We start from the raw sequence: 24,850 nt of genomic DNA on the forward strand, positions 1-24,850 counted from the left end.
TTGGCTTGCCTGCAAGCGTCAGCAGCGGCGCGATCGCGCGCGGTCGACGGCGTTATGACTGTTCGATGAACGCGAGCAGATCGGCATTGATCGTGTCAGCGTTGGTCGTCGGCATGCCGTGAGGAAAACCTGGGTAGGTCTTCAGCGTACCGTTCCTCGCCAGCTTCGCCGAGAGCGGTCCCGAATCCGCATAGGGAACAATCTGGTCGTCGTCGCCATGCATGACCAGAACGGGAATGGTGGTGCTTTTCAGGTCTTCGGTGAAATCCGTCTGCGAGAACGCGACGATGCCGTCGTAGTGGGCCTTCGCGCTACCCATCATGCCCTGCCGCCACCAGTTCCAGATGGTGCCCTCAGAAGGCTTCGCATTGGGCCGGTTGTAGCCGTAGAACGGGCCGGCGGGAACGTCGTAGTAAAACTGCGCCCGGTTTGCCGCGAGCTGCGCCTGAAGATCGTCGAATACCTGCTTGGGCAGGCCGCCCGGATTACTCTCGGTCTTAACCATGATCGGCGGCACTGCGCTGATGAGTACCGCCTTGGAAACGCGATCTTCACCGTGGCGAGCGACATAGTGGATGACCTCGCCGCCGCCCGTGGAATGGCCCACGTGTACCGCCTTCTGCACACCGAGATGGTTCACGACCGCTGCAACGTCGTCGGCGTAATGGTCCATATCATGGCCGTCCCACACCTGACTCGACCGTCCATGTCCGCGCCGGTCGTGCGCGACGACCCGGAAACCCTTGGCCAGAAAGAAGAGCATCTGGGCATCCCAATCATCTGCACTGAGCGGCCATCCGTGATGAAAGAAAATGACCTGCGCGTCACGCGGGCCCCAGTCCTTATAGAAAATATCGACGCCATCCTTCGTTGTGACAAATCCCATTTTTGCTTCTCCGGTGATGAGTTCGCAGTCAATCGGTGTCGTGCGCCTGGTCGCGGCCGGTCAGGCTAACGTACTGCTCTTTCTGCCTGATGGAGCCTGTGGACGCCTTGCTTGACCGTCTTTTAACTGTAGGATTAAAGTGAACTTCAAGGTCAACACTTTTTAAAAGTGCCATATGAAGATCGGAAAACTGGCGGAACTCAGCGGCCTGAGCGCGTCTCGCATCCGCTTCTATGAAGCGAGCGGCGTGATCAAGGCGGTCGAGCGGACGGCGAACGGCTATCGCGACTACCCTTCGGAGGCGTTGACGATACTCGAGATCATTGCCAGTGCCCAGCGCGCAGGTTTCTCTCTTGAACAGATCCGGCATCTGCTGCCAACGGATCAGGGTTCGTGGCAACATGAATCGTTAGTCGAAGCGCTGAAGCAGAAAGTGACCGAAATCGAAGAGATGCAGGAGCGCTTGAATCAGAATCGGGCGCAACTACTCGTAGCCATTGAGAGCATCGAAAACAGACCGGCAAATCTGGATTGTTCAGACAGAAAAGAGTGGGTGTTGGGCCGTCTCCGCGAAAACGGGGTTGTGCCGGAACGGAAGAAAGGCTCGCGCTGATCTACGGGCGTGAAGTTTCACCATCTGATGATTGTCGGCTTTCATGAGGTTGTGGTGAATTAGCTGTGCTGAAATGCTTGACCTTGAAGTTGAGTTGAATCTTAGAGTATGTCCTGCAGGAGGCGATCAGTTTGTTACGGCGGCCTGCAGGTCAACCATCTAGAAAGGTCAACGGATATGGACAGGCGGTTCACACAGGTCGAGTTTGGATCACACAAGGTTGAAGTTATCGAGGGCGGATACTACGACCGTTTCCGCATGAATCCGAATCTCGACGAGGTGGCGCGGGACCCTGCTGTCGGGAACATCGACTTTTTCCGCAGAATACCGAAGCATCAGGCCGAGTCACGGGGCGGCCCGATATGGGCGCCGAATTTCTACTACCGCACCAGCAGTGTCCAGGTCCTGATGCTAGCCCCGTTGGAGCGATTGCGCGCCGCGCTGCCGGCGCCTCTTGAGCCGTTGCGCGCATTGCCTGGCTACGGCTTGGTGGCGCTGACATTCTTTTCGTACGCCGTCTGCGATAACGATCCGTACGACGAGGTCTCGGTTGCCGTCGTTATCCGCTGGCCTGGCGCGCGCGGGTCCCATCTGGCCGAACTGCTCGATTCAATGCGGCGTCGAAGCTTTTTCGCGCACGTCCTTGCGCTCCCGGTTTCCACCGAAATAGCGAGAGTGCGTGGGGTGTATGGCTACCAGTTACCCAAATGGCTCGCCGCAATCACCGTTGATCTCGGTGCGGGCGTCAAGGCAGGTATATCGTCCCTCGACGGAAGGCCGGACCTGGCGCTGAGCGCGCCGCTACCCGTGCTACACAGCGCTGTGCCGCAATCTCAGATGGGGACGTCGACAATGGTGCACGTTATCGACGGTCAATGGCATCAGACTTCGGTTCAGACCAACACGTTATCGTTCGCTCAACGCATTCTCCCCCGGAAAGTAAAGCTGGTGCGTAGCGGTGGCCCGTTGAGCCAGCTTCTCGATGGACTGGGCGTCTCGACAATTGTTCGCTTCGACGTGGTCAAGGACGCGCAAGTGGTTCTGAATCTGCCCACGCGTCTGACGGCCTTTGATTGAGCTGGAAGCAATATGCAGGTCTGCGGATCCGCCGCGAGCGTCACGCAGGCGCGGAGTCCGAAATAACGTGGAGTATCGAGTCTATGAAGATCGGAGAACTTTCGGAGCGCACCGGACTGACCCCGTCACGTATCCGCTTCTACGAGCGCATTGGACTGCTGAAGACCGTCCAACGCCAGCCCAACGGGTATCGGACCTATCCCGCCGAGGCCATGCTGGTGCTCGATCTGGTTGCGACCGCGCAGAAGGCCGGCTTCAGCCTCGATGAAATTGGCATGCTGCTGCCGCCCGATCCGACGCAGTGGCAACACGGCAAGTTGCTTGAAACGCTCCGCCTCAAGGTGCAGGACATCGAAGCGTTGGAAGCGCGACTGGCGCAGAGCAAAACGCATCTCGTCTCGCTGATCGCGGAGATCGAAGCCAAACCGGCCGAGATCGATTGCACGACTAACGCGAAGAGAGTGCTGTCGCGAATGCGCCGGGGCGAAATGGCAAGCCCCGTCCTCGCGTCCGGCGATGTCAAGGCGCTAGGGAAGGCGAATCGCCGGTGACCGGTAAGGTCCCGCCAGGTCAGCGTCTGCGGTGTCCGCACGGGAACAATAAAAGGATGTTGAACATGACAAAACGCATACTGCACGTCGTCAGCAACGTCGCCAATTATGCCGACCAGGCCGAGCCTACTGGCTTGTGGCTGTCGGAGTTGACGCATGCGTGGCACGTCTTCGGCGAAAAGGGCTACGAGCAGCAGATCGTCAGTCCGAAAGGCGGTGTTTCGCCGCTCGAACCGCGCTCGCTTAAGTGGCCCCTCGCCGATGCTTCGGTGAAAGAATGGCTCAATGACGGAAGCCTGCAGGCGCTGCTTTCGGCAACCAGCCGTCCCGACCAGATCGATCCGGCGGACTTCGATGCGATCTATTTCACGGGCGGCCACGCCGTCATGTGGGACTTTCCGGACGACGAGCCTCTGCAGCGAATCACGCGCGACATCTACGAGCGTGGCGGAATCGTCTCGTCGGTCTGTCATGGCTATTGCGGTCTGCTGAACACCAGGCTTTCAAACGGCGCGCTGCTGGTCGCCGGACGCCGGCTTACCGGCTATTCCTGGGTCGAAGAAGTACTCGCGGGAGTGGCCAGCAAGGTGCCCTACAACGCTGAGCAGGAAATGATCCGCCGCGGCGCCTTGTACGAGAAGGCGTTGCTGCCGTTCGTCTCGAAAGTGATCACCGACGGCCGCCTCGTGACCGGTCAGAATCCGCAATCGGCCAAGGCGACGGCAAGCCGGGTTGCAGCGCTTCTTGATAACTGAAGTCACGACTTCGACCTCTATCTGGAACCCGTTCACGGCGCCAACGCGCAGGCTCTCCTGGAGCGTCAGCCGTTGGGCCGTGCGGGGAGTTCGCGCCTGGAAAATCTCCGGAATCGCCGCCTGAAATGAAGCATCCAGGCTATGGCGCGATCACGGTCATCCTGAACGGTCCGCCGTTTGCCGCAGCATGCGCGACGGCCTCGTTCGCGTCGTCGAGCGCAAAAGTCGTCACATCGAAATGCCCCAGATCCAGCAGCCCACCGCGGATGAGACCCGTCATCAACGTCACCGCTTCCTTCGGATACATCCACTTGCCGCGTAGCGTGATGTCGTTGCGCATGATCCACGGATAGGGCAGTTCGAGTCCCGGACCGCCCAACATGCCGACTCCGCCCATCAGCACCACGCGCCCATATGGACGAACGGCCATCACCGCGGCGCGCACCGCTGTCGCGGACACCGACGGCGGCATCAGATCCATCACGCAATCGATCGGTCCTGGTGCCGCTTGCTGCATGTGTTCGCGATCCGTGGCTTCGTCGCCGGTCAGTGCCACGGTGCGCACGCGTTCGCCGAAGCGGCGCTTGAGATCCGCGAGCGCCTTTGCGTTGCGGCCCGGCGCGACCACGCACCGCGCGCCCATCGCCAGCGCCACCGCGGTGCACGCGCTGCCGAAGTTGCCGGTCGCGCCGCTCACGAGCAGGATCTCGCCCGCGCGCAGATCGGACGCGAGCAGCCCGCCATACGGCACGAGGAGCGTGTTGAGCGCACACCAGCGGGCTGCGTCGGCCGGCTCAAGGTCGCCGATGCGCACCGCGTTCTCGGTCGGCACGCGCAACCGCTCGGCGAACGGACCATCGTGAAAGTAGCGCTGCAATTGCTTGCCACCCTCGCCGCGCGAACTCCAGCCTTGCAGCACGATGTCGGGCATCAGTGCATCGTCGCGCGAACGCACGGTCGGATCGCAGAATACCCAGTCACCCGGCTGTAGCCGCGTCGCGTCCGGACCGCTCGTCCTGACGCGACCAATCGCGCCGCAGCCGGGCACGATCGGCAGCTCAATCGGATAGCGGCGCTCGCCGCTGAACACTTCCTGCGCATAGGACAAAACCGGCGTCGCGACGACGTCCACGATGACCTCTCCAGTGCCGACCGAAGGATCCGCGATTGTCTCGATCTCGAGCGGCATACCGAGCGTCTTCAGAATTGCAGCTTTCATGGTGTTTTCCGTCCGATGGGTGAGGAACGGGACGATTCTGGCAGGCGTAAAATTGGCAACAAGGCCCGCTCCACTCCCAGGATTGCCCGATACCACCCTGCATGAAACACAAGCGATGACCGCCACGACTCGAACTCAGTTCGGCGATTTTCTGCGCTCCCGGCGCAAGAAGCTGACACCGGATGCGGCAGGCCTGAACAACGGGCGCCGCCGCCGCACGCCCGGCCTGCGGCGCGAAGAGGTCGCGGAACTGGCCGGCATCGGCGTCGATTGGTATGTGCGGATGGAGCAGGGGCGCGTCGTCAGCCCTTCGGAGTCGACGCTCGATGCGCTTGCGCAGGCGTTGCGGCTCGACAAGGCCGAAGCGGCCCACCTGCGCGCACTCGCGCGGCGCGACGAACCACGCGAGTTCGTGCGGGAGAGCGTGCCGCCCACCGTCGAACGACTCATTGCAAGTCTCGACCTGCCGGCTTATGTGACCGGCCGGCGCTGGGATCTCCTCGCGTGGAATGCCGCCGCGGCGGACCTGTTCGGCTTCGATCGCCTCGCCGAAGCGGACCGCAACATCCTGATCTACATGTTCGTCGAGCCCGAAGCGCGCCGGCTCTTTGCCGAAAGCTGGTCCGACGAGGCGCGCCGCATGATCGCCCTGTTTCGCGTGAGCCACGATCTGTATGCGGGCGACCCTGCGTTCGTCGCACTAGTGGAGCGTCTGCGCGCGAACAGCGGCGAGTTCGCGCAGTGGTGGAGCACGCACGACGTGCGCAGCGGCATGTCGGGGCAGAAAGTATTCGTGCATGCGCAGCACGCGACGCAGCGCTACGAGTACGCGACGTTTCAGTCGAATGACGATCCCGCGCTAAAACTCGCGATCTATACGCGGGTTAGCGCCGATGCCGCGACGCCGCTTACGCAGATTCCCTCTCGCCATCAAAGTGCAGGCGAGCCGCTGTGACCGCGGCATGATTTTCGTCGGCCCACTGAATCAGGACGTTCAACGCGTCGAACATCGAACGACCGAGGTCGGTCAGGCTGTATTCGACGCCCGGTGGCTTCGTAGGAAAGACTTCACGATGTACGTAGCCGTCGCGTTGTAACTCATGAAGTGTCTGCGTGAGCATGCGCTGCGAAATGTCCGATACCAACCGGCGAAGCTCACCGAATCGATGTGGGCGCTCGGCCAGCGCCATCATTAGCAACGAACTCCACCGCCCGCCGATGACATCCATGACGTCGCGTACCGGGCAATTCGTAAACGCACCGTATTTTGCCCGGGCCTCGTCAAGCCTCGTTTTGAGCGCGCCAGGCAATACCTTGGTGGTTCCCATCTGGTAACTATCTCCTGAAAAACTGCCTTCTTTACGGAAGAGCGCGGACATCCGAATATCGAGGTGCTCTCAAAACGAGAGTAACACTCAGAATGAGGCTAGTCCATGAGCGACACCATTTTCGTCACCGGTGCATCCGGTCAACTCGGTCAACTTGTTATCAAGCATCTGCTTGCACGAGGCGTGACGCCGAACCGTATCATCGCCGGCACCCGCAGCCCAGAAAAGCTGGCTGACCTTGCGGCAGCAGGCATCGAGGTTCGCCAGGCGGACTTCGAAGACCCGCACCGTCTGGCCGAAGCTTTCAAAGGCGTCGGTACTGCCCTCATCATTTCAACCGATGCCGTAGGTGGGGCCGACAGACGATTGAAGCAGCATCGCAATGCGGTGCTGTCGGCCGCTGAGGCAGGTATCAAGCGACTCGCCTATACGTCGATGCCCAATCCGGCCAGCTCGCTTCTGACCTTCGCACCGGACCATCTGGAAACTGAGCGAACCATCCAGGCGACAGGTTTGCCGCACGTGATTTTCCGAAACGGCTGGTATCACGAAAATCTGCTCAGGTCGCTCCCTGACGCGCTGAAAAGCGGCCAATGGCATTCGGCAACTGCAGATGGGAGAACGTCGAGCGCCGGACGGGAGGAGATGGCTGAAGCGATTGCCGCAGCGCTGGCCACGTCGACCTCCGATAGCCGGACCTACACGCTCACGGGCACTGAGGCGCTGTCCAGCGAAGAAATCGCCGACCTCGCTCGCCGTGCTACAGGCAAGCCTCTTGCCGTCGTCCATGTGACTGACGAGCAATTCGCGACGGGGCTGAAAGCGGCCGGTGTTCCTGATGGTTTTGTTTCGCTGTTGGTGTCGATTGAGGCGGAGGTTCGGGCTGGCAATCTTTCCATCGTCACGGACCATCTCGAATCGCTCATCGGCCGCACGCCGAAGCGGCTTGCGGATTATCTGCAAGAGGCCAAGGCGAGCTACGCGGTTTGACGATGTTCCCGAAATGCGGCCGCAACCGTACGCAAGGCCTCGCGCGACTTCGTATCCGAGAGACTCGAATGCAGCACAATTTCTGACGCAGGAAGCGCGGGCAGGCCCAGCAGCGCGCCGACTTCGACGAGACCGGGCGGCGCGACCCGATGCGCGAACGCTCCGACGGCCAGTCCGGCCAGCACGGCAGCAGTAACGGCCGCTGTACCGCCGCCGATGAACACATCGACCCAGGCAATCCCCGCTGCGTCCAACTTGCGCGTCGCCACACTGCGTATTCCACACGATGCCGAGAGCGACGCGAGCCGCAGCGGCCCCCCTTCCCGATGCACGAAGCCGGGCGATGCAAACCAGCCCAGCGGCTCCAGCGCGAGCACTTCCCCGTTGCGGCGGTCGTCCTCGCGACGCAGGATCGCAGCGTCGAGCTTGCCGAGTTCGAACGCGTCGAGCAGTGCGCGGGACGACTCGATCTGTACTTCGATCAGCAAACTGGGATCGTAGGCGTGCAGCCGCGTGAGCAGGACCGGCAGATCCGGACCCGCAACATGGTCGCTGATTCCGAGTGCGAGGCGCCGCGTGGCACCCGATAGGTCGGCGAGTGCACGCTCATGCGCCGCGACGAAATCGCGCGCAGCATCCAGAAACGCGGCTCCACGCGCGGACAGCCGCACCAGCCGCGGCGTGCGTTCGATGAGCTTGTGCCCGAGCCTGTCCTCCAGCCGCTTCAGCTTCATGCTGATCGCGGCCTGTGTCGTGTCCATCGCCTCTGCTGCGCGCGTGAAGCTCTGAAAGTCCGCGACGAGTGTGAAGGCGCGTACCGCGTCGACATCGAGGGTTGCCATGATGACCATCTCCAAACGTTATCACTGATATATTCACTCATCCCATTGAGTTATGGCAAGTGGTATCGCATAGTGCTCTTCACCGACCACCGGTCCGGTCAATCCTCGCGCCGACATCTCCATTCGACGAACGATCACACCCATGAGCACACTCGACAACGCGCGCCCGCATTCTTCGCTCGACACGCACGCAGCTGACCCGCGGCGCTGGCTCGCGCTGCCCGTTCTGTTGACGGGGGCCTTCCTGCCGATCCTCGACTTCAACGTCGTCAATCTTGCACTCCCGTCGATCCGGCAAAATCTCGGCGCCACGTCGGGTGAGATCGAATTCATCATCTCGGCGTATGCGGCAACCTACGCAGTATTCCTGATCACCGGCGGACGGCTCGGCGATCTGTTCGGCCGCAAGAGGATGTTCGTAACCGGTGTTGCCGGCTTTACACTCGCGTCGGCATTGTGCGGATTCGCGCCGAGCGCCACGGTACTCGTCGCGGCGCGCATCCTGCAGGGTCTGACCGCGACCGTCATGGCGCCTCAGGTACTGGCTTCCATCCGCGTATTGTTTCCCCCCGCAGAACAGGGACGCGCACTCGCGCTCTATGGCGCAACGTTCGGCTTCGCGAACATCTGTGGCCAGGTGCTGGGCGGCGCGCTGGTGTCGCTCCATCCGTTGGGATTCACCTGGCAGGCGATCTTCCTGATCAACGTGCCTATCGGTCTCGTGGCCCTCGTCGGCGGTCTTGCGTTTCTGCGAGACTCGCGGGCCGAGCATGCGCAACGTCTCGACATGGGCGGCGTTGTGCTGCTTTCGGTCGCGCTAGGTCTTCTGGTTTATCCCCTTGTCGAAGGGCGGGAAAGCGGCTGGCCGACGTGGATCATCGCGATGCTCGTCGCAGCGCCATTCGCGTTCGCGCTGTTCGTGCGCTTCGAAACACGTCTCGCCGCGAAGGGGGGCTCTCCCCTTGTCGAATTCGCGCTGTTCCGCGAAGCGGGCTTCGCGGTCGGCGTTGCCATGGCATTTGCGTTGTATATGCTTTCGTCGTTCTATTTGACGTTCTCCGTGTACCTGCAAGGAGGCTTGCATCTCTCGCCGCTCCAGGCAGGTCTGGCGACGTTGCCGTACGCCGTCGCCTATTTCCTGGCCTCGCTTGCCTCCGCTTACGTCATGCAGCGGCTCGGCAAGTTCGCGCTGACGGTCGGCTTTGCCCTGCAGGTGATTGGCTTCAGCGTTGCGCTGCTTGCGGCGGCGGGAACGCTGGCGGACAGTCTTCCCATCGGTCTCGCGATCGCCGGGCTGGGGTTTGGCACGGTCATGCCGTCGGTCATCAAGGCGGTGATCGGCGGGGTGGCGCCGAAGCATGCCGGCCTGGCGTCTGGAATTGTCATTTCGACATTTCAGATTGCCTCGGCGCTTGGCGTCGCAATCATCGGCGGCGTGTTCTATGCCGAGTTGGGAGCCGGTCGCGGAACAGCTGCATTCGGTCATGCATTTGCCGTCGCGCTCGGCTGCAACGTGGCGTTGCTGGTGGTCGGCGGCGTGCTTTCATTGTTCCTGCCCGATCAACGGCACGCTCTTGCAAAAGCGGCCTCCGCTGGAGCAAGCCGCGGCTAGGTTCGTCCCGTGTGGTCTTATCGGCTACGAACCCTCATTAGGTTTTTCACATGAGCTTGCGGATTCGGGCAAGTTGATACGTTCGACAGAGCCACACAGATCGTCAACAATGCGATATCTAGCTGGAAGCAACCTTTTGCATTCAGCTCGAAGTAACCGACAGCGTCGTCGATTTACTTGAGTGCCGATATCAGGATCAACGTATGGCTCGCTCTGAACGTCTTCTTAGTCTCCTGCAAGTGCTGCGGCGGTACCGACGTCCCGTGCGCGGTCAAGCCTTGGCCGAGGAGCTCGGTGTGAGCATCCGCACGCTATACCGCGACATCGCCAGTTTGCAGGCGCAAGGAGCAATGATCGAGGGGGAGCCGGGCGTTGGTTACATGATGAAACCGGGTTTCATGCTGCCGCCCATGATGTTTCGCTCCGAAGAACTCGACGCTTTGGTTCTTGGCATGCGCTGGGTGGCTGATCGCTGCGACAAGACGCTATCGGACGGTGCGCTGAGCGCGCTTGCGAAGATAGCGGCCGTATTGCCGGCGGAACTGCGTCGCGAACTGGAGGAATCGTCGCTGCTAGTCGGTGCGCCGTTGAAGAGGCACGCCTACAAAGTCTCGTCGGACCTTCTACGTGCGGCAGTCCGGTCAGAGCGAAAGCTCAATATTACTTATGTGGACGCCAGTGGTGCTGAATCGCAGCGCATAGTTTGGCCATTTGCGCTGGTGTATTTCGACCAGGCCCGAGTGCTGATGTGTTGGTGTGAGTTTCGCGCAGATTTCCGGAATTTCCGCTCGGACCGCATCCTGAAAGTCGAGGAAATGGAGGAGCGCTACCCCAGGAGACGCTCAACGCTGCTTCGTGAATGGCGCAAAGTAAATCATCTGGCTAGCCGAACGATACTGCCAGAATCTGACAGTATGCTCTCGTAGACTGAGCTTCCTTTCTTGGCCAGGAGCTCAAAATGAGGTTTGCGTCTGTTCGTGTTGTTACCCAGCATATCGAAGGTCTGGTCGAGTTTTACCAGAAGCTTTCTGGTCTCGAGGCTGCGCGGCCGGCTGATGGGTTTGCGGAAATACAATTTGAAGGGGCGGTGCTGGCAATTTCGTCTGAGCACCTGGTCAAGCTTTTCAATGCCGGCGCCGCCACTGCGGCCGCGAATCGGTCGGCGATTCTCGAGTTTGAAGTGGAGGACGTTGATGCAGTGTTCGAACGGATGAATGCGTTGGGGACCGACATCGTTATGCCGGCGACGTTGATGCCATGGGGCAATCGCTCGCTGTTGCTGCGCGATCCGGACGGGAATCTCGTCAACCTATTTTCTCGACCCAGGCGCTGACCGGGGCGGCGCCGGCAAGGCCCCTTGCCTGACGAGCCAGTGATGCCTGAAAGCCATCGGGAGTGACATGAGAGAACAGGAACCCAGCCGTACAGCATTTGCCGCAGCAACCCATCGTGCCGTCCATCAGGTGGTGGAGAAGGGAAAAATTTTTAGCGACCCGCTCGCCCTCACGATAGTGGGAATGAAGGCCGAGGACGTTCAGCATGATGTTGAATTGCAAACGTCCAGACGTGGGATTCGATTGTTCATCGCGGCTCGATCGCGCTACGCCGAAGTGGCTCTTGAGCGTGCCGTCGAGCAGCGTGGCGTACGACAGATTGTGATACTTGGTGCGGGTCTGGATACGTTTGCGCACCGTCACCGGCTCTCCGGCAATCTTCGCATTTTCGAAGTCGATCATCCGGCTACACAAGCATGGAAACGGCGGCGGCTTGAGCAAGCTGGCATAGAGCATCCGGATTCGCTGATCTATGCGCCGGTCGATTTTGAAAGCGATACGCTGCTGGATGGGCTCAATGCAGCCGGCTTCGAATCCACTCAACGAAGCTTTTTCATCTGGCTCGGTGTCGTTCCTTATTTGACGGAGAAAGCGATTGACCTGACGCTGGGCACGATTGCCAGTCTCGCTGGCGGCGCCGAGGTGGTGTTCGACTACAGCGATCCTCCAGCTTCGTTCTCCGCGGACCTGTTAGCGTTGCACGAGGCAAGGGCGGCGCGTGTGGCAGCCGTTGGCGAACCATTTCTGAGCTATTTCGATCCACCGGCATTACACGAAAAATTACGCAAGCTGGGATTCTCGGAGATCGACGATGTTATGGGTCGCCGCCTGGTTTCAAGTTTCCTTGAACCGGCAACTACAGCTGCACGATCAACCGATGTCAGTGGCGAACCACGTTCCGGTGGCGGGCACGTATTGTTCGCAGCGACGAAGTTCGTCTAGTCAGCAACGTTCGAAGCTTGCCAGAAGATCGTCGGTAATCGCTAACAGCATTGGGTGGCGCAACGCCACGTCCTCTCGAATGCTGCCAGGTCAACCTCGAGGGCATCGGCCAGAATCGCCGCAATCGTTGTCAGGCGTTCCGTTTCTGGATTTTCCGTGACGGAATAGTCATTGCGGCGACGCCAGCGACGACACATCCCATTCCCAGCCAGGCGGACGTAGACAGTGATTCCCCGAGAAAGACGATGCTTATCGCAACGCCAATGGGAACCCGCAGATAAGCTTGCGCCGTTGTACCAACCGAACCGAGCGTTTGTACAAGTCGAAAGTAAATAACGAACGCCATTGCTGTCGAAAAGATCGCGAGCGCCGTAAGCGCCGCGAGCGATTGCAACGAAGGATGGAGTGTCCACGGACGATCGATCACCAGACTGACGGGAACCAGCAAGATCGCGCCGACAATCAGCGAGCCCGCAGCGGGAGCGGCTGGCGAGAGTCCTTTGAAGGATCGTCCATAGATTGCCGCCGCGGCGTAGCAAACCGTCGCCATGACAATCGCCAGTTGAGGAACAAGCTGCCGCCCAAGTCCTTCGAATGCGCTCATGCCAACTACCAGGCATATACCGGCAAGTCCCGCGACGACACCGAACAATTTGCGAGGCGCTATTTGTTCATGCCGGGTGATAAGCCATGTTCCGAGAAATGCAAGAACGGGTGAAGCGGAATTGAGGATGGTTGCCAAACCTGCTTCAACCGAACGCTCCGCCCACGCTATAAGCGTGAAAGGAACCACGCTGTTCAACAACGCCTGCACGAAGAAGCGGCGCCACACTGCTGGATCGCGCGGCATGCGAACGCGCTGTACGCTCATCCAGAGCAGCAGCGCTGATCCGGCGATTAGCGTTCTGGCTGCGATAAGTGTAAGCGGGGGAATGGTAGCAACGCCAATTCTGATGAAGGTGTAAGACGCTCCCCACAGTGTCGAAAGCGTCAGGAGCAGAATCAGGTCCAGGGCGGCGTTTGGTCCGCTCGTAGTCGTTGCTCGTATTTGGGACAATTCGTCTGCGCCTTGACTGGATAAGGATCGGCGCCGTTCGTGGCGGCTCGCTGGAGTGCATTATGCAAGTACCCTGGAGGCGAACGTTTCAGTGTGGAGCGAAATGTGGATGCGTGCTCGCACTAACCGTCTCCCGTTCTGTTACGACGAGGGAGATATCCGTTTGATCCTGGCCGCGTGCCCGGTACGGTCGGGATAGTTGTTTGTGATGTGATTGGCCACGACTCCCCCTGATGCGACCTACTGGATATCGGCAGGAGGATCCGGCATGAAGTGGACTGCCACTATTCCGATTAGTCCCAGCGCGCACAGGAAAGCCAGGAAATAGCAGATACGCTCAGTGAGCGTCGCCCTGCGCTTTTTGCGTTTAGGGGCATTACGGTTCCTGCTGAACGTGCGAATCCCCTGATCCTCAAGCGCTTCCTGCTGTACTTCCTTGTGTAGATTGTCCATCTGTCCGCTTTTTACTTTTATTTCACGTTTGACGATCCGGAATGATCTCAGATATTTGTGAAACTTGCGTCCCTATCGGCTTGCTCGGTTTGCAGACAAAGCGGGACGTTACAACCACTCCAGACGGCGGTTTTTCACTTCCTATCCAATCCGCACCTTGACCTGGAGCGCACTCGAGGTTGTAGCGTATGTGCTATGCCCGTTTTGGAGGAACAGCAATGACTACCGTTGAAAATAAAGCCCTTGTGCAAAGGATCATGGAGGCACGCGCGCAAGGCGATCATGGGGCTTTCCGCGCGGCCATGGCGGACGACTTTGTCTGGCGCATCATCGGGAAAACCGCTTGGTCGGGCACTTACAATGGTAAGGCCGCTGTCATGGAGCGCCTGTTGGCGCCGCTCTATGCGCAATTCACAGCGCCGTCGCGCATCACCCCCAGCCGGATTCTCGCAGACGGAGATTATGTAGTCGTAGAGTGTGAGGGCGACGCCACGACCTTGTCCGGTGAGCGGTACGCGAACACGTACTGTTTCGTGATTCGCGTCGAGGACGGTATGTTGCGTGAGCTCACCGAATACTGCGACACGGCGCTCATCGACCGCGTGCTGTCCGCTCCGCCAGGCACCGCTCTAGCGTAGCCATTCGCTCATGCCCCGCGCGTTTGTCCGGTGGCCGGCATCGGCGTTCGGAGACGTCGATGTGGCTCGACCGCGGGCCGGTGGCCGATGGTGACCCACTCATCATAAAACTCGACCTTGGCATCGATCAGGGCCAGCGCATCGTTCCATGTCTCGATGGTTTCCCGCACGCGAGCCCGGTGTGAAGCAAGCAGCGCCCGGCGCTGCTTCAGGGTCGCGCTGCCCTGTTCGACGAGTGCCGTATAGTCGCGCATCTGTGCGATCGACATGCCTGTACGCCGCAGACGGTCCATGAGGTCGAGCCAGCTAACGTGGTACTGACTGTAGAGTCTTCGACCGCCATCGTCGCGCACGACGCCGGGTAATAATCCCTGAGACTCGTACCACCGGATGGCATGAACACTGCGGCCGGTGCGGCGAGCGACGTCTCCAATAAGCAGATTGTTTGGCATGGCCTGGGCTCCCAAGGTCGACGTCTGTACTCCACCTGTGATCTTCGAAACATAGCAATCATCCCACCATCCAATGATCCGGAGATACAGAGCGGCTATCCGGGAGCATCGGCATTGAAATCTGAATAAATGCTGATTGGATTAGTGTCGCGGTTTTTCGCCACAATTTATAGACCTTCGTGCAAAATACGCTCGCACGCTCATCGGTGCTCGTCAGCAATACCGATCTCGGGTGCATCCAGGCATAGAAGCGCGGCAACACCCGGGTTATGTTTACTACCAGTTCAAATATTTACTCTAAACATGAACAGCCTACCTCAGACTAACCAGCCGGTACTCATCGTGCGTGGTAGTCGTTTTGTCATGCCGTTTCTCGTGGTAGTTATGCTTGTAATTGTGGTGTGCTATCTCTTGTTCGCACAGTCGAATCCATTTTTTGGATTTGGCGATGTTTTTATGCTTTTTGCCGTTCCTCTGGTGGCACTAATAAGCATGAATTTCACGACTCGTGCCGTATTTTTTGACGATCGGTGCCGAGTGGGCCGCACTGTGATTTTTTACCAGAACATCGTCAGCGTAAATCGAGGGCGATTCCTTTTGACTATCCGGTATAACCGACCGAATGAAGCACGTGCCAAACCGCGTCGTGCCCAGTTGTCGTTCTATGAAATGCGACGATCCGAACAGGAAAAATGCCTGGAAATTTTGCGCACGCACCTCCCAGGCGCAGCCGTTTCAGACCTTTAGATTCGACGCGGGACCCAGACGAGCGACTAAAGCGGGCGGGTATTGTTTTCCGGCGGCAGGTTTCGCTACAGGCGAGGGTTTGCCTTGGACATCTCGGTAACTTATGGAATTGGAGTTGTTCTGAATGAAACGTGGGTTCTTGCTCGTCGCTATTCTTTGGATGTCACTGTTTGCTGCAAGAGAGGGGTTCGCGCAAGAGCCGGCCGTCCGGCCTCTGTATACCTCTGTGCCGCATCTCCATACAGGTGACGTCCGTTATGACTCGCCCATATTGACCATTCGCGACTCGGGACTGGCCGCAGGGCAAGGCATCGTCAAAGCGCAATTGACGCTCTTTCAATCTCCTCAGGGAGAGGACGAAGCGCTGGGATTGGCCGTGGCTTTCTATACCGAGGGCAAATGGAACTTCAACACCGCCCGGGACTATGGAAAATTTGGAATCCGCTATGAGCAGAACCAGGTCCCGGTCTTGATCCCCACGCTGAATGGCGATGGCTATGGCAATCCTGACGACTGGAGCCCGCTTGCCGATGGCGGGAAAGCGTGGCCCATGAAAGGCGGCGTCTTCGTCATGCTTGACCGCATTTATCTCAAGGCGTACGAGATCAGCGGCACTGACTTCGTACTCACTCTTTCGGATTACAACGCCGTCGATAAAGTCTTCAAGGTACGGATTCCGGCCGCCTTTCTATCGAGCTTTCTCGCCAGCATCCCGAATGACCGCCGCCTGGTTCCTCAATCACTGTCGAATAGCCCCTCGACCTTCGGCGTCCAGTATGCCGTTCTGAATGAATCCGCGAAGGCAGAGATGAAGATCCCTGGCGACGCCATGAGGGTTATGGGGATTCTTCCGGGCAAGATCGCGGATCGCGCCGGATTGAAAAATTTCGACGTCCTGCTGCGCTTCGGCGATCAGCCGCTGAAGCAGACGCAAGACTTGAGCGATGCCGTCCATGCGGTATCCAAAGGCGCGACGGTTCCTCTCACGGTTTGGCGAGATGCCAGGGAAGTCCGGTTACAGGCGCAGTTTTAAGCAGAGCAGGGACCACGAGCCTGGCCGCGATCTGATCCGTGAACCATGGATCGCTTATCGTTTGCCGGCGCGGCAGGGCGGTTCTGCCTGCAAGATGCACGATAGGTGACGTTCGATCAGCCAACTGCATGAACATTGCCAGGCCTCGCTGTCGCCGTGCTCAACGCCAGGATTAATTACCCCTTGAAACCGTCAAAATGGGACAGGTCGACATTCGCGGACAGGTCAGTCGAGATGCTCACCGCCTTCCATTCGGCGTCGGACTTCTGCCGCGCGCCCTCGGTCAGACTGACCCAACGCAAGGCATCGCTGCCTAGCAAGAGATGTTTCGGGACTACATCGCGACCGGCGAGATCGACCACAACCTTGGCCACACGCGCAGGATCGCCGATCTCATGACCAGCGTTGTTCTTGAGCGCGTCCAGAATGTTGCCGACGCTCTCCTGATATTCAGGCAGCAGTTCGGGCATGTCGCTGCTGGCGATTGAGCTCCACTCGGTGCGCAATCCGCCCGGCTCGACCGCTGTCACCTTGATTCCGAGCGCCTCGACTTCCATTGACAACGCCTCTGTAAAGCCACCCACAGCCCACTTTGCCGCAGTGTAGGCAGTCATCGCCGGAATTGCCGCGCGTCCCGCGGAAGATGAGATGTTGATGATGTAGCCGGAGCGCTGCTTGCGCAGCACCGGCAGAGCGGCGTGCGTGAGGTTGACCACACCGTAGAAATTGACGTCGATCTGAGCGCGGAAATCCGCAAGGCTGATTTGCTCGAATGGGGAGGCCTGGCCGAAGCCCGCATTGTTGACCAGGACATCCAGGCCGCTGAAGGTCCGAACCGTGAAGTCAATCGCGGCCCTGGCAGCATCTGCATCCGTTACGTCGAGCGCGAAAGTGCGCAGATTGCCTCCGTGCGCCTTCTCCAGATCGGCGAGCCGTTCCGGGTTCCGTGCGGTGGCAACGACACGGTCGCCCGCGGCCAGAGCTGCTTCGACGATGGAACGACCGAGACCGCGGGCCGCGCCCGTAATAAGCCAGATTTTCGACATTTTGATGATTCCTTGAGTGAATGGTCCAGTGAGCGCCTCCACAGTCGATGCGCAATGACACTGGTCCAGTTTGAAAATGGGTCAGCAAGAAACACGGCCGGGGTGTCGGTTGCCTGCCTCACGCCGGCATCGCCAGAAGCTATGCCGCAAATGATAAGTTGAGTGACTCGCGTTAACTTATGATGCGGGCGTGAATTTGTCAAGTCGAGCGACTTACCTTATATTTGACCGTGTGTTACGAACCAGGGATTGCCGACAAGGCAAGATGACGATGACGACGGAGATGTGCGACGGGACCTATCACCAGCGGGTCAAAGAGGAAAAGAGGCAGGCGGCCGTGCAGGCGGCGACGGATCTCTTCCTCGAGCAGGGGTACGAACGCACCTCATTGCAGCAGGTCGCGAAGCGGGCCGAAGTCTCCACGGCAACGCTTTTCAAACGCTATCCCACCAAGGCGGCGCTGCTTGAGGCGATCGTCGAGGAATTCTGGGAAGTCAGGGATACGCGCGAGGAGGAAGTGCCGTTTGGCAACCCCCGCGTCATCCTGAAGGGGCTCGGGACGGCTTACGCCCAGCGTCTTCGCGCGCCGGAGATGATCGCCATCTACCGCCTGATCATCGCGGAGACGCCCCGTTTCCCGGGTTTGGGCAAGATGCTGTTTGACAAGGGCGAGGGCCACTTCGTTGACTGGTTGAAGGGCTATCTCAACGCCGAGATCAAGGCCGGGGTTCTGGCCGTGCCGGATGTTCCGGCCGCGTCACGGAATTTCTTTGCGACGATTGCCGGTCAGGTTTTCTGGCCGGAACTCGTTCTGCCGGGAAGCGGCGGTACCGACGCGGACGTCGAGGCCGTCATTGACCAGACTGTCACAGCGATGCTGGCTCTTTATACACGGGCTGATCGGTAGATCTGCTCCGATACTTACAGGCACCGCTTTATGAACGTGCCGTTTTTCCCCTTGCGACCGCCACAAGAAAATAATCCGACACCTGTTCGCCATGGCCCGAGTGCTTCGACAACCAACTGGGCAGCTTCAAAACATCGTTTGATTAGATGTTTTACACTGTTCTCGGTATCGAAGCGGACATGTCGCCATAGCCGCCAATTATCACGATCTCGTGAAATTCGATGATTACGCAATTCGTGGTTAGGCAGGGGCGATCGTCTGTGTCGATATTCCAGTCCAATCAAGGAGAGACGGATCATGAACAAGGTAATCAGCACATCAATCGCGGCCGCCGCCGCACTCGCGCTGTCGGGCGGTGTTTATGCACAGAACAACACGCTGGCGACCCCGACCACTGTGTCGCCGGCCGCCAATGCAACGAGCGGCTACGGCACGCCTGGCGCCACCAACTCGGACAGCGGCATGGGCACCGGTTCGCTGAACTCGCGCCCGCAGAAGAGCACGAACAATAGCTCGACATCCGACACGCCGGCTTATGGAACCAATAACACGCTGGCAACCCCGACCACGATGTCGCCGGCTGCCAAATAACGGCACTTAATGACGATCACCAGGCGTAAGCGCACAGCAAACAAGCGCCTCTCATTCGCCAGCCGTCATAAGAAAAGCCGCTGTCCTCACGGATAGCGGCTTTTTTGTTTCCCCCTGGAATGGGCCGAACTGGGACGCTCGCCGCCTGGCGCCGGTCTGCCAGCTTCGGTGGTTCGATACTGCGGCCGAGATCGTTGACGATCGACAGAATCAAAGATGCCGGGTTTCCAATGGCGGGTTGCTCCAATCGTTTTGCAGGCCGTTCACGTAGACAATCGGTGCACTCAACGCTTCGTCAACGTTAAGGTCATCGACGCACATGATGTTGATATTGATGTATGGGAATCCAGTTTCGTTTGGCATGTCAACGCGATCAAATACATGGACGCCGCACTGCTTGCAGAACGGATGATGAGCAACCGGATTTTTGCCCCGATAGACCGTCAGTGCATTTTCATCGGTAAGAAGGCGGAACGCTTCCGGACGAACATTGACGAGCCAGAGCCGCGCTTTGCTGCAGAAGGTGCAGTTGCATTTCACTGTGCCCTCGCTGAAATCGATCTGAGCTTCGAACCTCACGGATTGGCAATGGCAACCTCCTCGATATGTCCGCAGCATTGAGCGCTCCTATGGATTGAGATGTGCTCGTCATGATTCGGGTTTGTCAGCCAGGGCTAATCAATATCGAGCACTGCTCAAGGCTAGCATTTCGATCCGGCACACGCAAAGCTGCGCATCACATCGCACCAAGTGGGATCAACCCGGGCGACGCGGCCTCATGCTTCGGCCTCGTAAAGCAGACCGTAGCTCCCGCTCGTTCGTTTTATGCGTGCGAAGCCGAGTTCCCCCAAATGCATCCCGGCGATCAACAGTCCCTCCGAACTGGCCAAATCCAGGAGCCGTGATCGTGTGGCGGCGGCCAGGGAAGGGTCTTGATCGAAGGCAATCGATACGGCTGGCCGTTTGATCTGGATGTGAGGAAAATGAACAATATCGCCCCAAACAAGCAGGCCCTGATCGTGGGATTCGAGAAGATATCCGGAGTGTCCATCTGTGTGTCCCGGTAGCGGCATCGCCCGGATACCGGGAAGTACTTCTCCCTCATTGAACGTGCGAAGCCTGTCGCGGTAGCCGTCGAACACTTGACGCGCTATCAGGAAGTTACCGCGGGCACGCTCGCTGGCGCGACTTAGATTTCCGTCGTCCTGCCAGAACCTGACCTCTTGCTGATGAGCAATAAGCTCCGCATTCGGAAAGCTAATGTGTCCGGCTGTGTCCACTAGCCCGCCGACGTGATCGGGATGGGCGTGTGTGAGCAGGATCGTGTCGATCTCGGACGGTTCGACGCCAGCAAGCGATAAATTGGTTCTCAGTCGACCGCCCCATTGTTTGATGCCTCCAGCCCCGCCGTCGATGAGAATCGTGCGGCCCGCTCCGCGCACTACGTAGCAGTTGATATGGACGGCGGAAGGCTCCTTCTGCCCTGCATTACTTTGCATTCTGGAGGCCTCGGACGGATCGATGTTCGAGAGAAAGTCGAGGCTGGCGGTGAGGTAGCCGTCGCTGATTGCGGTGATCGTGAAATCCCCGACTCGTTGGCTTGGAAAGCTAAAGGTGGACACAGTTCTTCTCCGGAAGACTTTCTAATTTCGGGCGTGAATGGTCGATGCGGCATACCCAAAACAACGGATGCGCGCCGTGAGACCCGTATGGCGTGCGATGGCGTCGTCCAGCGCTTCCATGAACTGGTTCATTACCGGGGGCGTGCGAAATGTCTCAAGGCGATATTGGATTTCCGCGAAAACGGGATGTCCGTGCCCATGCCGAACGTCGACATAGATGACATGAACGTTTTTGAGTGCGGCTCCCAGGACACTCGTACAGAGTTCGATGCAGTCGCTGGAAAGTTCGGCAAGCGTCTCATCAGACGGCATTTGCCCCGCAGCAATATAGAAAGTGACATTGGGCATCGCGGACCTGTTTTTACTGTTCAGTCGAAACGGTATGGGAACGCGTCAGTTGTTCTGTCATCGGCGAGTAAAGATGAATGCCTGCCGACATGCTTTCGACAAACTGAGCGTTTCGCCGGGGCACTTTTGCGAGCCAGCGGCGGTCCGGAAACTTCTCCAGCGCGACTGCTTGCATCGCCAACGGTGTGAGGCCCATCTGAATCAGAGGTTCGGGGCCGCCTGCGCAAAGCACCAGGAGTTCATCGGCATTGACTGCCGGCGCAAGGCCGATATCGCTGTAGAGATTTCGGTGCCAGTCGGTGATGTGTTGCTGCCACCTTGCAAAATTGCCACCGCCTTTCTGGCGATATTCCTCTCCCGTCAGGACATCGAGACTGTCAATCGTGTGGACGGCGAGGTAGACCGGGCAACCATCGCTTAACGACTTGAAGCGCTGCGACGTGTGGAAGCCAGTGACCGAGATGAGGGCGGGCAGTTTTTCGAAGCTGTAGAAGTCGTTCCATTCGGCTTCGCTGTTGGGATCGGCGAAGCTGCATTCCACGGTGTAGATCATCAGACTATCCTTCGTGACGGGGGAGCATGTTGCAGCGAACGATCCATGTTCATTGCAGTAACGTAATGCTAACCTGTGATTTTCCGCATTTATATCGATATATAGTCAGCCTTCAGTGACATTTGCTCAAGCTGGCGTCGGTGTATATCAATCGACGAGACCCCAATGCGACGTAAGATTCCAAGCAATTCCGCGCTCATGGCTTTTGAGGCCGCGGCTCGACATGGCAGCTTCGCTCGCGCGGCCGAGGAGTTAGCGCTGACTGAGGGCGCGGTCAGTCGTCAGATCGGTCGACTGGAGGCGTTTTTGGGCGTCGCGCTGTTCGAGCGCGTTGGAAACCGGGTACGGCTTGCGCCCAACGGCACGCGATACGCGGTGCAGGTTCGCGAGCTTCTGGATCGGCTGGAACGGGACAGCCTATATCTGATGGGACAGCCTATCGAGGGCGCGAGCATTGATATCGCCGCGATTCCGACCTTTGCCACCCGTTGGCTGATCCCTCGGCTGAAACGCTTTCAAGATCAGCATCCGAACATTACCGTGCATATTGCCGAACGTATGGACCCCTTCATTCTTGCCGGTAGCGGTTTCGACGCAGCGATCCATTTTGAGCATCCAGCGTGGGCGGGTATGCATTTACATCGGCTGCTGGAAGAGGTGCTGGTGCCGGTCTGTAGTCCGGCGCTGCTCGCGGACGCCGGTGCGAACCTTTCGCTCGATGAACTGCCACGCCTTCACCGGCGTCAGAACCCGGACGCATGGCAGCTATACGCACAGGAGGCCGGCATCGTGCTGACCAACTCGGCGGTCGGCGCACGTTACGATCTCCATTCCATGCTGATCGAGGCGGCGCTAGCCGGCCTGGGGGTTGCGTTGGTGCCGCGTCTTTACGTGGGGGCAGAACTTGAACAAGGCCGTTTGGTTGCGCCCTGGCCGGACGGCAAAGCGATTGCCAAAAACTTCTGCCTCGTTCTTCCTGAGCCGATCGAGTTGAGTGAAGCGCCACTACAGGCATTTGCGAAATGGATGCTTCACGAAGCCCGGGGCTTAGCGGCTCAAAGTAGCGCCTGACGATCATCAAAAACAGCCAGGCCTCCGCCGTTTTCCTCGCGATGGCCGACGATTCTGCTTACCTGCCCGGAGGTCGCGCTCTGGCCGACCTCGGTGCCGATGCGCCGGCGCTTGCTAGCAGCGTGCCCGCACACAAATGAATGCGGGGGCGTGTGATAGCTCCGCGTGCAGAGCTTCCGACACCGCTTGCATCTCGGCGAGCGGCTGAGGTTCGACAAAGCGATCCAATAGCCAGCCGCTTTCAGTCAATCCGTTGAGGATGTCGGAAAGAGGCCGGCGGTAAGCCTGCACGTAAGGTTTCGGCTCACCGAAGCCTGACCAGTACAGCCCGAAGCGAGAGGTCGCGAAGTATGTCCCTTCGCCACGGGTTCGTTCATCCATCCAGTCGCGCATAGGATGCGCCATAGAAAATACCAGGGTCGCGCCGCGTCGCGCGACTCGTCGGAACTCGCTGAAAACCGGTTTAAGATCTTCCAGGTAGTCGAAGGCGAGCGAACACAGGATCTTGTCGAACGATTCGGCAGGAAGCCAGTCGAGCGGAGCAGCAAGATCGCCGGTCATCACTTCGACCGGAAGTTGGGCGCAGCGATGGCGTGTGAGTTCGACCATCTGTGGTGTTACATCGAACGCGTGGACCGTTGCGCCGCTTCGAGCGAGCTGTTCGCTGCAAATGCCTGGTCCACATCCCGCATCGAGAACATGCAAGCCGTTGACATCGCCAACAAGCGACATCGTCGCGGGGCGTTCGTAGAGCGCGTTGTGCGGCTTTGTCGTAACGGCTGCCGCGTAGCGTTCTGCAAACTCGGAATACGCTGCACGTCCGATGGACTGTCTGGATTCGTTCATGTTTATTGCGCGTTGGTTTCGACGTCACTGGTCGCGATCAAGACGTCTTGAAGCTTTCGGTGCGTGCGATCAAGGCCAGTCCAATAACGGCAATACCCGCGAAGAGCGCTGGCAGCAGGAAGACATGGGGAAGCCCCAGCAGTGCGACCCCGAAACCGCTCGCGACGCCTCCTAACGCTGAGGCGAGAGCCGTGGAGCTCATAAAGATTGCCGACGCCGTTGCTACCGCGTTGGGAAGCAGGCGTTGAGCGACGATGATGCCGAGAACCATAAATACGCCCCAAACACCACCCATGAGGATCTGTCCGGCGAACATGCCCGCCGCGGACGACCAGAACGCAAAGCAAAGATTGGCAAACACCCCCATGGCGGCCGCGATGCACATCAACCATACGTTGCCAAGCTTGCGGCCCAGTCCGATGCTGAAGGGCATGATGAGTAGCTCGATGAATGGCTGTATCCCGATGACCGCTCCCCGTACGACGGGGCTTAGCCTGAGGTGTTCTTCCATGTAGATCAGCAGGAATCCGTACTTCACCGGCTCCCCTGCGTAGAGCATGACGAAGAGCCCTGTGAACGCCAGCAGGGGAAGCATGGCACGTAGGCTGGCGTGGCGAGCGGGCTCGCTTGCCGACTCCGGCTTGAGCTTGGCGGTTGGGTTCAGCGTTCCGAGCGGTGCGATCTGTAAAAGCATGCAGATGGCGGTCATCCAAAGCATGGGGCGCAGGCCATAGGCAGCCGCCACCCATGCTCCCAGCACAGGCCCGACGATCCATCCACCGGTCAGCGCCATGCGGATGATGGCAACGACACTTTCATTTGCGTCGCCGGGCTTGTCGCTGAGTTCGTCGTGAACAGCCGCAAAAATTTGCGAGGCGGTGGCGCCAGAAACGGCCAGTAAAGCGATGGCGATGATGAAGGGCATCCAGACCGAAGTAGAGAGGGCTAGCCCCGCCCAGCCCACAAAGCCCGCGGCGGCACACAGGCGAAAAAGACCGAGGCGATTTCCTGTGTGATCGGAGTATCGGCCGACGAAATACCCCGCGACTGGCGCTGCAAGGCTGGTCAAGTAATAGAATCCCGCCAACGGCAGCGAGGCGCCGAGTTCCTTCACCAGGAACAGAACGATCTGTGGTGCAGCCGCCGATGCGCCGAGACCCGACAGAAACATCGCAATCGTTGCGCCGAGAAAAAGCCTCGACGCCGCGACTTGACGCAATGCAGATTGGCTACCGGCACCGTCAGACCTCATGACAGCTTGACTACCGCTTTGGTCAGGCATCGTGAAACGCCCCTCGGTTATGTTCTTGACGCGCCGTATTGGCCTGGCAGCAACT

28 protein-coding genes are annotated in these 24,850 nt (G+C 59.1%); 15 read left to right on the forward strand and 13 right to left on the reverse strand.

Annotated features, from left to right (window positions below):
* Positions 1-52: 52 nt before the first annotated feature.
* Positions 53-886: an alpha/beta fold hydrolase gene (locus tag GH665_RS22355; RefSeq protein WP_153138966.1), complete on the reverse strand. Its 834-nt coding sequence runs from the start codon at positions 884-886 to the stop codon at positions 53-55.
* A gap of 175 nt (positions 887-1,061) precedes the next feature.
* On the opposite strand from GH665_RS22355, the gene GH665_RS22360 reads away from it, so the two are divergent.
* The 4 genes from GH665_RS22360 to GH665_RS22375 all read left to right on the forward strand — a co-directional run bounded on the left by GH665_RS22360 (position 1,062) and on the right by GH665_RS22375 (position 3,882).
* Positions 1,062-1,499, forward strand: a complete 438-nt coding sequence (locus GH665_RS22360; RefSeq protein WP_153138968.1) for a MerR family transcriptional regulator — start codon at positions 1,062-1,064, stop codon at positions 1,497-1,499.
* 177 nt (positions 1,500-1,676) lie between these two features.
* Complete coding sequence (locus GH665_RS22365) at positions 1,677-2,576, forward strand: acetoacetate decarboxylase family protein (protein ID WP_153138970.1); 900 nt, start codon at positions 1,677-1,679, stop codon at positions 2,574-2,576.
* 83 nt (positions 2,577-2,659) lie between these two features.
* Complete coding sequence (locus GH665_RS22370; protein ID WP_153138972.1) at positions 2,660-3,127, forward strand: MerR family transcriptional regulator; 468 nt, start codon at positions 2,660-2,662, stop codon at positions 3,125-3,127.
* Between the two features lie 65 nt (positions 3,128-3,192).
* A complete protein-coding gene (locus GH665_RS22375; RefSeq protein ID WP_153138974.1) occupies positions 3,193-3,882 on the forward strand; it encodes a type 1 glutamine amidotransferase domain-containing protein in 690 nt (229 codons plus the stop codon).
* Between the two features lie 139 nt (positions 3,883-4,021).
* Here GH665_RS22375 and GH665_RS22380 read toward each other — a convergent pair whose 3' ends face one another.
* A complete protein-coding gene (locus GH665_RS22380) occupies positions 4,022-5,101 on the reverse strand; it encodes an alcohol dehydrogenase catalytic domain-containing protein (protein ID WP_153138976.1) in 1,080 nt (359 codons plus the stop codon).
* Positions 5,102-5,216: 115 nt separating this feature from the next.
* Here GH665_RS22380 and GH665_RS22385 point away from each other — a divergent pair, with 115 nt between their 5' ends.
* On the forward strand, positions 5,217-6,056 hold the full coding sequence (locus GH665_RS22385) for a helix-turn-helix transcriptional regulator (RefSeq protein ID WP_153138978.1): 840 nt from the start codon (positions 5,217-5,219) through the stop codon (positions 6,054-6,056).
* Here GH665_RS22385 and GH665_RS22390 read toward each other — a convergent pair.
* On the reverse strand, positions 6,010-6,429 hold the full coding sequence (locus tag GH665_RS22390) for a winged helix-turn-helix transcriptional regulator (RefSeq protein ID WP_153142235.1): 420 nt from the start codon (positions 6,427-6,429) through the stop codon (positions 6,010-6,012). The two genes, GH665_RS22385 and GH665_RS22390, sit on opposite strands and share 47 nt — an antisense overlap.
* Positions 6,430-6,534: 105 nt before the next feature.
* Here GH665_RS22390 and GH665_RS22395 point away from each other — a divergent pair, with 105 nt between their 5' ends.
* The gene (locus tag GH665_RS22395; RefSeq protein ID WP_153138980.1) at positions 6,535-7,419 is read left to right on the forward strand and encodes an SDR family oxidoreductase; all 885 of its coding nucleotides are present in this window, start codon (positions 6,535-6,537) and stop codon (positions 7,417-7,419) included.
* Here GH665_RS22395 and GH665_RS22400 read toward each other — a convergent pair.
* Positions 7,407-8,261, reverse strand: a complete 855-nt coding sequence (locus GH665_RS22400; RefSeq protein ID WP_153138982.1) for a LysR family transcriptional regulator — start codon at positions 8,259-8,261, stop codon at positions 7,407-7,409. The genes GH665_RS22395 and GH665_RS22400 overlap by 13 nt on opposite strands.
* 142 nt (positions 8,262-8,403) lie before the next feature.
* Here GH665_RS22400 and GH665_RS22405 point away from each other — a divergent pair, with 142 nt between their 5' ends.
* From GH665_RS22405 to GH665_RS22420, 4 genes are all read left to right on the forward strand, one after another.
* Positions 8,404-9,873: an MFS transporter gene (locus GH665_RS22405; RefSeq protein ID WP_153138984.1), complete on the forward strand. Its 1,470-nt coding sequence runs from the start codon at positions 8,404-8,406 to the stop codon at positions 9,871-9,873.
* Between the two features lie 203 nt (positions 9,874-10,076).
* Entirely contained in the window at positions 10,077-10,799 is a 723-nt protein-coding gene (locus GH665_RS22410; protein WP_153138985.1) for a helix-turn-helix transcriptional regulator, read from the forward strand.
* 32 nt (positions 10,800-10,831) lie between these two features.
* A complete protein-coding gene (locus tag GH665_RS22415) occupies positions 10,832-11,206 on the forward strand; it encodes a VOC family protein (RefSeq protein WP_153138987.1) in 375 nt (124 codons plus the stop codon).
* Positions 11,207-11,273: 67 nt separating this feature from the next.
* On the forward strand, positions 11,274-12,149 hold the full coding sequence (locus GH665_RS22420) for a class I SAM-dependent methyltransferase (protein WP_153138989.1): 876 nt from the start codon (positions 11,274-11,276) through the stop codon (positions 12,147-12,149).
* Positions 12,150-12,279: 130 nt separating this feature from the next.
* On the opposite strand, the gene GH665_RS22425 is transcribed toward GH665_RS22420, so the two are convergent.
* Entirely contained in the window at positions 12,280-13,197 is a 918-nt protein-coding gene (locus GH665_RS22425; RefSeq protein ID WP_153142236.1) for a DMT family transporter, read from the reverse strand.
* Between the two features lie 680 nt (positions 13,198-13,877).
* Here GH665_RS22425 and GH665_RS22430 point away from each other — a divergent pair.
* Positions 13,878-14,297, forward strand: coding sequence for a nuclear transport factor 2 family protein (locus GH665_RS22430; RefSeq protein WP_153138991.1), 420 nt, complete (start codon positions 13,878-13,880; stop codon positions 14,295-14,297).
* An 8-nt stretch (positions 14,298-14,305) separates the two neighbouring features.
* Here GH665_RS22430 and GH665_RS22435 read toward each other — a convergent pair whose 3' ends face one another.
* On the reverse strand, positions 14,306-14,749 hold the full coding sequence (locus tag GH665_RS22435) for a MerR family transcriptional regulator (RefSeq protein ID WP_153138992.1): 444 nt from the start codon (positions 14,747-14,749) through the stop codon (positions 14,306-14,308).
* Positions 14,750-15,620: 871 nt separating this feature from the next.
* Here GH665_RS22435 and GH665_RS22445 point away from each other — a divergent pair.
* Positions 15,621-16,529: a PDZ domain-containing protein gene (locus tag GH665_RS22445; RefSeq protein ID WP_153138995.1), complete on the forward strand. Its 909-nt coding sequence runs from the start codon at positions 15,621-15,623 to the stop codon at positions 16,527-16,529.
* 176 nt (positions 16,530-16,705) lie between these two features.
* Here the strand turns inward: GH665_RS22445 and GH665_RS22450 are convergent, their stop codons facing one another.
* Positions 16,706-17,575, reverse strand: coding sequence for an SDR family NAD(P)-dependent oxidoreductase (locus GH665_RS22450; RefSeq protein WP_153138997.1), 870 nt, complete (start codon positions 17,573-17,575; stop codon positions 16,706-16,708).
* Positions 17,576-17,840: 265 nt separating this feature from the next.
* On the opposite strand from GH665_RS22450, the gene GH665_RS22455 reads away from it, so the two are divergent.
* Together GH665_RS22455 and GH665_RS22460 are read left to right on the forward strand one after the other, a co-directional pair.
* Positions 17,841-18,482: a TetR/AcrR family transcriptional regulator gene (locus tag GH665_RS22455; protein WP_246216322.1), complete on the forward strand. Its 642-nt coding sequence runs from the start codon at positions 17,841-17,843 to the stop codon at positions 18,480-18,482.
* Between the two features lie 297 nt (positions 18,483-18,779).
* Complete coding sequence (locus GH665_RS22460) at positions 18,780-19,073, forward strand: hypothetical protein (RefSeq protein WP_153138999.1); 294 nt, start codon at positions 18,780-18,782, stop codon at positions 19,071-19,073.
* A gap of 210 nt (positions 19,074-19,283) precedes the next feature.
* Here the strand turns inward: GH665_RS22460 and GH665_RS22465 are convergent, their stop codons facing one another.
* The 4 genes from GH665_RS22465 to GH665_RS22480 all read right to left on the reverse strand — a co-directional run bounded on the left by GH665_RS22465 (position 19,284) and on the right by GH665_RS22480 (position 21,596).
* A complete protein-coding gene (locus tag GH665_RS22465) occupies positions 19,284-19,691 on the reverse strand; it encodes a GFA family protein (protein ID WP_153139001.1) in 408 nt (135 codons plus the stop codon).
* Between the two features lie 158 nt (positions 19,692-19,849).
* Complete coding sequence (locus GH665_RS22470; protein ID WP_153139003.1) at positions 19,850-20,695, reverse strand: MBL fold metallo-hydrolase; 846 nt, start codon at positions 20,693-20,695, stop codon at positions 19,850-19,852.
* A gap of 21 nt (positions 20,696-20,716) precedes the next feature.
* Positions 20,717-21,043 carry a hypothetical protein gene (locus GH665_RS22475; RefSeq protein WP_153139021.1) on the reverse strand — a complete coding sequence of 109 codons (327 nt, stop codon included), beginning with the start codon at positions 21,041-21,043 and terminating at the stop codon, positions 20,717-20,719.
* A gap of 13 nt (positions 21,044-21,056) precedes the next feature.
* Positions 21,057-21,596 carry a sugar ABC transporter gene (locus GH665_RS22480; RefSeq protein WP_153139023.1) on the reverse strand — a complete coding sequence of 180 codons (540 nt, stop codon included), beginning with the start codon at positions 21,594-21,596 and terminating at the stop codon, positions 21,057-21,059.
* 165 nt (positions 21,597-21,761) lie between these two features.
* Here GH665_RS22480 and GH665_RS22485 point away from each other — a divergent pair, with 165 nt between their 5' ends.
* Positions 21,762-22,667: a LysR substrate-binding domain-containing protein gene (locus GH665_RS22485; RefSeq protein WP_153139025.1), complete on the forward strand. Its 906-nt coding sequence runs from the start codon at positions 21,762-21,764 to the stop codon at positions 22,665-22,667.
* A 114-nt stretch (positions 22,668-22,781) separates the two neighbouring features.
* Here GH665_RS22485 and GH665_RS22490 read toward each other — a convergent pair whose 3' ends face one another.
* Together GH665_RS22490 and GH665_RS22495 are read right to left on the reverse strand one after the other, a co-directional pair.
* Positions 22,782-23,513 (reverse strand): class I SAM-dependent methyltransferase, encoded by a 732-nt coding sequence (locus GH665_RS22490; protein WP_153139026.1) that lies wholly within the window; start codon positions 23,511-23,513, stop codon positions 22,782-22,784.
* A 37-nt stretch (positions 23,514-23,550) separates the two neighbouring features.
* Positions 23,551-24,795 carry an MFS transporter gene (locus tag GH665_RS22495; RefSeq protein WP_153139028.1) on the reverse strand — a complete coding sequence of 415 codons (1,245 nt, stop codon included), beginning with the start codon at positions 24,793-24,795 and terminating at the stop codon, positions 23,551-23,553.
* Between the last annotated feature and the right edge of the window lie 55 nt (positions 24,796-24,850).

It is taken from the genome of Paraburkholderia agricolaris (assembly GCF_009455635.1).
Lineage (GTDB): Bacteria > Pseudomonadota > Gammaproteobacteria > Burkholderiales > Burkholderiaceae > Paraburkholderia > Paraburkholderia agricolaris.